The following is a 7,223-nucleotide window of genomic DNA, read 5'->3' as shown; positions in this document are numbered from 1 at the left end:
CCTTGGCGGCGTTCGTCGGCTTTTGAATCCTTCGCGGCAATAATGCGTCGAAGAACTCGACCGGCCGACAAAAAAGCGCGTTCGCATGGCGAGCCGATCAAGGCTCCCGGCGTGAATGCGCGCTTTGCGCCTTGGTCTCGTCTGCGCGGCTGTCAAGCTTAGATTGCAAATGTTTTTTGGTATTTTTTGGAACAATAAGACACATTCAATGTTTTACTCGTGAGCTGGTGATAATATTTGTCTTTATGTGGCCAAAATCCGGCGCTCATCCTTTAAGGGGAATAAAATATGTCGAGCACGACTGACAAGATTTCAGGGATCGCCAACGAGATCGCCGGCAAAACCAAGCAGGCGGCAGGGAAGGCTTTGGGCGACAGCAAGCTGCGCGCCGATGGCGTCGGCCAGGAAGCCAAAGGCCACGCCCAGAAGGCGGTGGGCGACGCCAAGGACGCCGTCAAGAAGGTCGTCGACAAGGCTTGATTACGCCTGGGTCGATGGCGATTCGGTTGAATCGCCATCGACTCCGGATTGCTTTGTTTTCGCATTTTTTTGCGAAAAACCGGCGTCCACTTTTTCGCGCCTTGCGCCAGCTCCGTGCGGCAGCGTTTTGTCACGCCATAACGATTCTGGCGCGGCACACCAAACCTATATTGGAGCGTTTTCAAGCGACGTGGACTCGGTTCGCGTGACCCGAAGGGCCGCGTTAGCGAATAAAACATTTCAAAACAACAAACCAGAGCCCCGATCCGATTCTGTCGGATCGGAAAAGGCTCCAGGCGTGGCGGGGCTTGTCGAATGTTCGCCCCCGTCGCCCCAGTCCACTTCCCTCGATCGGGTGGCGCGTGACGAAAGAAAATGACGCGGATTTCATGCGCGAGGCCCTGCGGGTCGCGATGGAGCGCGGCGGCGATCCGAGCCTCGCGCCCATCGGTTGCGTCATCGTCCTCGACGGCAAGGTCGTCGCGCGTGAGCGGAACCATGTTGAAGATAAGTGCGACGTCAGCGCGCATGCCGAAATCGAAGCCTTGCGTGCGGCGGGCAAGGGACGAAAGAATGGCGAATTGCGGGGAGCCACCGTCTACACGACTTTGCAACCTTGCGGGATGTGCACCATGGCGCTGATCTGGGCGAAGGTCGCACGCATCGTCTATGGCGCGGGACGCGTGGACGTGAACAGCCTTTATTTCGAGGCCCGACATATCGACACGCTTGATTTTGTCGCTCAAGCCTATCGCGAGGACATTTCCATCGAAGGCGGCCTATTGCGCGAGGAATGCGCGCAGCTCTACTGGCGACCCTGGGACAAGCCGCCGGGCGCGCAAAAAGCCAATCTCTGAACGCCGCCTCACGGCCATGGCCCAAATTGGCGAATCCGCCCTTGGCGGCTGTTTCAATGAATTTCCGTCGTTCAAAGTTGAAATTCTTTAGCATGGCCTTGCCCCGAGCCATATTACGGAGACGTAATCGTGATCGATGCCATTCGGTTTCATCGTTCAGCTCGGGTGGTCGATGCCTTTCCGGGCAAGCGTTCGCCAAACTCACGCGAATTTTGCCACGGCAGCCTTGAAAAACGCGCGTCAGGAACACGACGATGGAGAAAACCAAGAGTATGTGAATGATCCCTCCAAGGGTGTAGGCAGTGACCACGCCTAAGAGGCAGGGGATAAAAAAAAAGATCGCGACGTTTCAAGTACTTGTGAAGCTCCGTTTAAGGCTCTCAATTGACGACTATTGCCTAACGGGGAACTCCGTCATGTCCTAGATCGAATTCAGAGGCCGTCGCAATGACATCAATATTTTTGGCAAAGTCCGAAGGCATCGATTTCAGGAAACGATTGAACTTCGGATTGGACTTCGACCGCAGGGTGCAAGGACGGCGGTCAATGTGCTGGGCGGGACGGGACCGGCAGCCTATCTCGGCGTCTGCAACCGCTTGTTGCCTCCGGCAAGTCCTGCATAGCGGTCATGTGTCACCCTGTGCGCGTACTCAGCGCCACAGTTTGCGCAGGCGTAAATTTGGGCTTCGATGCCAAAACCGTGGCCGTCTGACGCAACCAGTTTGAACAGCAACTCGCCACCGCACCGGTCGCAATGTCCGGTCGGAATCGGTTCGACGAGTGTACGCATTTTCAACTTCCTTTCGTCGGCAATAAGCCACCCAAGTCGGAAGCGCCAAAAAAGGCAGTTCGGATCGATGCGATCCTTAGTGGGCGACAATTGTCGTTTGCGCAGTGCCTCGACCGCACAAATATCCTTCGGAGGCGGCGATTAAGGTAGAATCGGAAAATACCTAAATGCAGAAGTATCGGACACCGCCGCAGGTTAAAGCGTTCCGCGCGCTGGCCCGTGAGCCGTTTTGACGCATGGTTAACACTTCTCTGCGTAAAGCCATCCGGCGCGTTGCAAAAGCCGGGGAATACAAGTGGCTTGGCTTAAAAACATGGTCTCGGAGCCTGGCTCGAAAATTAAGCGAGGCTGATTTTCGTCCGCGCCAATCGCCGATGGCGACCGGAATTTCCCTCGATCTGTTTCATTTTGGCGACATGGGGACACAAAGCCTGCGTCCGTGCGATTGCGCAACTGATCGCCTTATAACAAACCGCATCCCCTCGTCCGGTATCCTGATCCTCGGCCGCGCATAAGCTGAGCAGTTTCCGAACCTATCCTGGCGGATGGCGCGCGGGACAATAGCGCCAATGCAGGGTTGCCGAAATAACGGGATGGCTCAGCGCCTCAACCCTGCTTCGAGGGTCTTCCCCCGCTGCGGGAACGGCTCGCGCCCGCGATTGTCATCCTTGGAAAGTCGTAATGGCCAGGAGACTGGAATGATTGGGAAACCAAAATCCGAAACCGATGAAAAGCGGAAGCGCGACGAGACAGATGAAAAGCTTGAAGTGGAGCTGGAAGACTCGTTCCCGGCAAGCGATCCACCGTCATTGACGCAACCTAGCGCGGCCGGGGCGCCTGATCACAAGGACGACAAAGCGAAATAGAACTTCGAGTCGATCCCTCTGCCCTCCGAACATTTGTCCGATCTACTTGCAGAATATGCTTCCGATGATATGCAAGGGTGTGTTCGCCGGCGCGGCTTTAATGCCGCGCCAATCCGGGCGTCAAGAATGCCACCCTCGATCCGCCGCCCTCCCAGCGGAGTTGGCGCAACCTCGCGTCGCGCGTAAAAGAAGTTTCGTCCTGAAATACGAGGACACCGAACGATAAAAGTTCCTGCCGCCTGCATTCGCAACGGTCATCACCTGCCGTCGACGCCCACTGCTATTCGGCGTGTGGTATAGAACGTCAAGTTACAACTCGGTTGGCTCGAAAAAGCCATTGGCTGTGGACCGCGAACGACGCCTCGCGCCGCAGGAAGTTTTGGGCTGACCTCGCCACCGCCCACCAAACTTCTCATCGAAGGGCTAATCATGTCAGCGCGGTCAACGCGGCAACAGCCCAAGCCGCCGCGACTGGCGCCACGATGCCCGGCGTGATGCGGAGCGCGAAGCCCCGCGAACCCGTTCCGAACGCCATGGCTAGCTTAGCCAAAGCATTGCTAGTGATCGCCGCCAGGATCGGCAGCACCGCTTCCTTCGGCGTTATCTTCGCCGAGGCCGCCAAGGAGGCGACCGAGATCGAGGCGGAATGTGCATCGACGAATCCCGCAACGACGGCCCCCACGGCGACGCCGGTGTCGCCAAGCCATTGCTTCAATGCCGCAGCGAGAACCAGCATGACGGTCATCATCGCCGCAAGCGCGAGGGCGGTCCAAACGCTGAAGGCGCGTCCTGGTTCCGCATCGGCTGCGGAGCGTGCCTCCGGTGTCCCGGCGCGCAGCGCAAAGGCGAAACCATAAAGCGCTGCGACGATGGCGCCGGCGGTCAGCGCCGGCGCCATCGCAAAAAGGGTAGGTCGTGTGATTGTCGCGAGCAGAATGGCCAGTTGGACGAAGGTCGCCACGGTCGAAAACGTGGCCCCGGCGACCGCCGCCCTCATGCTTAAAGGGTCCTTCGCTGCTCTTCCGGCCATTGAGCCGATTGTCGCCGTGCTCGAGACGAAGCCGGATGCGAGGCCGGCGACGGGCAGCCCGAAGCGCGTCCCCAGCGCCCGTGTCGCAACATGCCCGCAAGCGCCAAGCGCAAGGACAAGGACAACCAGGAACCATATATTATTGGGGTTCAGCGCCTCGAAAGGCCCCAGATAGCGGTCTGGCAACTGTGGCCAGATGACTAACGTCGCGACAGCAAAGACCAGGCCGTCTGTGACCTCCGCGGCTGTCAGCGTTTGCATAACGAAGCGATGAAGGGGCGCCTTCGCAGCGAATAGGATGGCGACCGCTGCGCCGAGTCCGGCGGCGAGCGCCGTATCGGACATAGCGAGCCCCCCGAGGAAGGGCGTCACAATAAGGCCGATTTCGGTCGTGAGACCCGGGTCTTCTTGGTGACCCACGAAATAGGACAGCGCGGCAAGCACCGCCACGCCAATAGCGCCAACCGCCAGAAGCGGAACCCCGCCAACATGAGTGGCGATAGCCCCGAGCAGCGACACAAGCGCGAATGTCCTTATGCCTGCGGGGCGGCGGGCCAATCCCTCGCCCTTCGAACGTTCCCGTTCCAAGCCAATTAACAAGCCGATCCCGACCGCCACTGCGAAATTCAGCCACGGAGCCGGGATCATCGAGCCGCTTCCAATCCGGGCAGCCTGCGAGCCGAAGCGCCAAGCCATTCGTGGTCTCTACCCCTCATCAACGGACGCTTTCTGCGAGCAAACATGGCTCCGACCCGCCCGCATTCCGCGCGGAGACGAACTGCCTTGGGGCCTCTCGGGATTATAAACAATAATGGGTTTAATCAATGCGAGGCGCCTCGCAGATGCGATCTTCCCCGTCGGATGGGACGCGGCGTCTGGAGGCGCCACGACATGGTCGGATATGCGATCGGCAATGCGGGCTGGAAAGAACACGGATGCATATGTCACGAGACCTGTGCGCGGGTTGGGGCTTCTTGGTTTTTGGACGGAATATCTTTGAAGGCGCTTGTCGGCGGAGTGCAAAACAGGGGTGGGGGTCCGGCGTCGCCGGTCTTCGCCGGCATCGGCTTTGAGGCGCCTTGCGCGCTCAGCTTGTCTGGAGGCGCCAGTAGCGCTTGTAGTTATAGGCGATCGTTGCGAGATGGATTTGTAAGGCCGCCTTGGCGAGGCCGATCCATCGCATCTGACGCAATCGGTAGCTTCGCTTCCAGGTGCCGAAGATTTTCTCGACCCGGGCGCGAATAGGGCGAAGCGGGCGGTTGATTTCCTCAAACCGCTGTGCAGGTTTTCCGCGCTGTCCATTGCGCAAAATCCTGGGCGTTCCGCCAGCGCGCAAGATAGCCTTTTCAATCGATAGCGCGTCGTAGGCTTTGTCGCCATAAACCTCGCCCGGTTCATCTGGAATGATTTCCAGCCCTACACTGACATCGGCTTCGTTGGCTGGCGTGACAATGACTTCGCGGATCAGACCGGTGTCGCGATCAACTGCGACATGGGCTTTGTAGCCATGAACCGGAGCCTTATTCTTACGTTTGGCCCATCTGGCTTCGCCATCGCCCTTGCTGGCGGAGGCGATGATCGTGGCGTCGATCAGCGTACCCTTGCGGACGGCTGCGCCCTTGGCCTCAAGTTGCAATGTGATGGTCTCGAACAGCGAACGGTCGAGACCGTTTGCGATCAGCATCCGGCGAAACCGAACAAAGGCTGTCCGCTCAGGCGTCGCCTCATCGCGTGAAAATCCGCAGAACCGGCGGAAACTGGCTCGATCGGTCAGGGCTTCGGCAAGAGCCACATCCGACAGATCGTACCAGGTCGCCAGCAACAAGGCTTTGAACATAGACAGCGGCGGCCAGGCCGGTTCTCCTTTCGCGGCAGAATAAACAGGCGAAAGAAGCTGCGCCGGGACCTTAAAATCCAGCGCCGACAGAAGTTCATCAAGGCCCATCACGCGATCCGCTGCGCGATCAAAACCAAACCGCTCTTGACCAATCGACCGCCGCGCCATGACGCCCCTCCGAATCAATTTGCTTCATGGAATCATTGCTCTCGCGCCTAAGCAACCACCCGCGCACAGGTCTCGTCACCATGGACATCGGCAATTCCGGGCATCGGTTACGGAATAGAGGACGATCCAAACAGCGGATATAACCGGGACACGATCGACGCCAGACAGAGCAGCACTACCAGCAGCTTGAGAAGCTTCGCCAGCCGCGCTTCGGGAGCGAATTTATCGATGACCCAGAACAGGATCGCGCCGATGACGACGGTGATCAGAATGCCAATTGCGAGTGTGAGCATGACGGTTTCTCCGAATCCTGACGGCAACATTTTCAAGACTACTATCGGCGGCGTCTTTGGACGATCCTGAGAATGATCGGAAAAAAAGCGGCGTCGATGGCGTTAGCAGCGGCGGCCAAACCTGTTCGCTGGCTGGCCGCGCACCCGCTGACAAATTGCTTTATTTTGCCGGGGCTGGCTGTCCTTCCGTTCTTGGGGCCGGCTTGTTAGCCTCGTGATGACCGACCGCGCAGCCTGCCGCTGCGCCAAGCTTGCCGTGGCCGACCAGGTGACCGGCGATGCCCCCGACGATGGCGCCTTTGATGCACCCCTTTGCTTCGGCCTGCAACGGCGCGATTGCGGCGACAGCGACGAGCGCCGCGAGAATTTTGGCGAGAATTCTGGTATCCGTTTTCATGTGACCTCCTTTTGTGTTGTTGAGCGCCCACGGACGATTTCGCGTTGCTTGACCGGCCATGCAGTTGCCGCGACAGCGACCGATGGATTCGAATGCCTCATGACATCCTCACCTGGCTCTTCGATTTGACGTGGACCTCCACCGACATTCCCTCAAAAGCGTCGCTGGCGCCGACGAAACTGCCGGCCACCGGCATAGCCTGACGTATGTCGCGCGCGACGGCGACGGGGATCAGATTGAAGCCGCCAAAGCTACGGTTCGTGGGATCGAAAGTGATCCATCCGGCGCCCGGCGCATAAACCTCGGCCCAGGCGTGGGTTGATCCAGGATGATACTGCCCGATCTCGCCCTGGCCTGGATTGTGGCAATAACCGGAGACGATCCTGGCTCCGAAACCGAGACAACGCGCCGCTTCCATGAACAGCACTGCCAGATCTCGGCAGGAACCCCAGCCGCGGTCTAACGTCTCGATCGGGGACTGGGTTCCCTCGGCCTCGCGACTTTG

At 58.9% G+C, this 7,223-nt stretch carries 9 protein-coding genes and 1 pseudogene; 3 read left to right on the top strand and 7 right to left on the bottom strand.

Translation table 11 applies throughout. The annotated features are described in order from the left end of the window. Positions 1–288 precede the first annotated feature (288 nt). Positions 289–480: a CsbD family protein gene (locus tag QZY01_RS00300; protein ID WP_294531948.1), complete on the top strand. Its 192-nt coding sequence runs from the start codon at positions 289–291 to the stop codon at positions 478–480. 362 nt (positions 481–842) lie between these two features. Beyond that, entirely contained in the window at positions 843–1,337 is a 495-nt protein-coding gene (locus QZY01_RS00295) for a nucleoside deaminase (RefSeq protein WP_294531946.1), read from the top strand. A gap of 235 nt (positions 1,338–1,572) precedes the next feature. On the opposite strand, the pseudogene QZY01_RS00290 reads toward QZY01_RS00295, so the two are convergent. Beyond that, positions 1,573–1,677, bottom strand: a pseudogene (locus QZY01_RS00290) (lmo0937 family membrane protein); the annotation flags it as partial. A 234-nt stretch (positions 1,678–1,911) separates the two neighbouring features. Then, on the bottom strand, positions 1,912–2,127 hold the full coding sequence (locus QZY01_RS00285) for a hypothetical protein (protein ID WP_294531944.1): 216 nt from the start codon (positions 2,125–2,127) through the stop codon (positions 1,912–1,914). Positions 2,128–2,825: 698 nt separating this feature from the next. On the opposite strand from QZY01_RS00285, the gene QZY01_RS00280 reads away from it, so the two are divergent. Continuing rightward, positions 2,826–2,993 carry a hypothetical protein gene (locus QZY01_RS00280; protein WP_294531942.1) on the top strand — a complete coding sequence of 56 codons (168 nt, stop codon included), beginning with the start codon at positions 2,826–2,828 and terminating at the stop codon, positions 2,991–2,993. Positions 2,994–3,420: 427 nt separating this feature from the next. On the opposite strand, the gene QZY01_RS00275 is transcribed toward QZY01_RS00280, so the two are convergent. The 5 genes from QZY01_RS00275 to QZY01_RS00255 form a co-directional block, all read right to left on the bottom strand. Next, positions 3,421–4,671, bottom strand: coding sequence for an MgtC/SapB family protein (locus tag QZY01_RS00275; RefSeq protein ID WP_294531940.1), 1,251 nt, complete (start codon positions 4,669–4,671; stop codon positions 3,421–3,423). Between the two features lie 439 nt (positions 4,672–5,110). Beyond that, the gene (locus tag QZY01_RS00270) at positions 5,111–6,028 is read right to left on the bottom strand and encodes an IS5 family transposase (protein WP_294531938.1); all 918 of its coding nucleotides are present in this window, start codon (positions 6,026–6,028) and stop codon (positions 5,111–5,113) included. A 107-nt stretch (positions 6,029–6,135) separates the two neighbouring features. Then, positions 6,136–6,321, bottom strand: coding sequence for a hypothetical protein (locus QZY01_RS00265; protein ID WP_294531936.1), 186 nt, complete (start codon positions 6,319–6,321; stop codon positions 6,136–6,138). 160 nt (positions 6,322–6,481) lie between these two features. After that, entirely contained in the window at positions 6,482–6,718 is a 237-nt protein-coding gene (locus QZY01_RS00260; RefSeq protein WP_294531934.1) for a hypothetical protein, read from the bottom strand. Between the two features lie 97 nt (positions 6,719–6,815). Then, positions 6,816–7,223: transglutaminase family protein (locus QZY01_RS00255; RefSeq protein ID WP_294531932.1), on the bottom strand; the 408-nt coding region annotated here is incomplete at its 5' end.

It is taken from the genome of uncultured Rhodoblastus sp. (assembly GCF_903903185.1).
GTDB lineage: Bacteria > Pseudomonadota > Alphaproteobacteria > Rhizobiales > Beijerinckiaceae > Rhodoblastus.
Note: the sequence above shows the minus strand (reverse complement) of the source record. Positions and strands in the feature narration are given on the sequence as shown.